The 671-nt window shown below is 71.4% G+C and carries 2 pseudogenes; both read right to left on the minus strand.

Going from position 1 to position 671, the window contains the following annotated elements:
* Nucleotides 1–432, minus strand: a pseudogene (locus FHD68_RS18775) (HlyD family type I secretion periplasmic adaptor subunit); the annotation flags it as partial.
* A pseudogene (locus FHD68_RS18780) lies at nt 429–671 on the minus strand (type I secretion system permease/ATPase); the annotation flags it as partial. The pseudogenes FHD68_RS18780 and FHD68_RS18775, both read right to left, overlap by 4 nt.

Genomic DNA, 671 nt, shown 5'->3' on the forward strand with positions numbered 1-671 from the left:
CTGCAGCGCCGGCGACGCGGTCGCGGCCTGCACCAGTTCGTCGGGAAAGGTGATCGTGTCGGCATCGGCGCGTTCGGCCTCCAGCCGGCCGCGGCGGGCCAGGATCTCGAAATACTGGCCCTCGACGATGGTGTGCTCGGTGCGCAGCAGCGTGCCGTCCAGCGTCAGCAGCAGATCGCCCGCGGCGACGGTGCTGCCCTCGGATGTGGCGATGTCCTGGACCACGCCGCCATCGGGATGCTGGACGATCTGGCGCTGCTGTTCGACCTCGACCTGGCCACCCGCCACGACCGCGCCCGAGATGCGCGTGGACATCGCCCAGACCGTGAAGCCGCCCACCAGCACCAGCACCGCCACCCCGCCCGCGATGATCGGGCCGCGCACCGGCCAGCGCCGGTCGCCCGAGGCCGCGCGTGTCCGACCGCGGCTCATGCGACGCCCCCGCCCTGGCCCGAGGTCTGGGCCTGACGGATCTGGGCCGAATTCTGCACCATCTGTTCCAGCACCTTGTCACGCGGGCCGAAGGCGCGGCGGACGCCGCCCTCCAGCACCAGCAGGTTTTCGCATTCGTTGATCGCGGCGGGACGGTGGGCCATGATGATGACCGCGCCGCCCTGCGACTTCAGCCGCCGGATCGCGGCATTCAGCGCCTCGGATCCCAGGTTGTCCAG

This window comes from Paracoccus marcusii (assembly GCF_006151785.1).
Lineage (GTDB): Bacteria > Pseudomonadota > Alphaproteobacteria > Rhodobacterales > Rhodobacteraceae > Paracoccus > Paracoccus marcusii.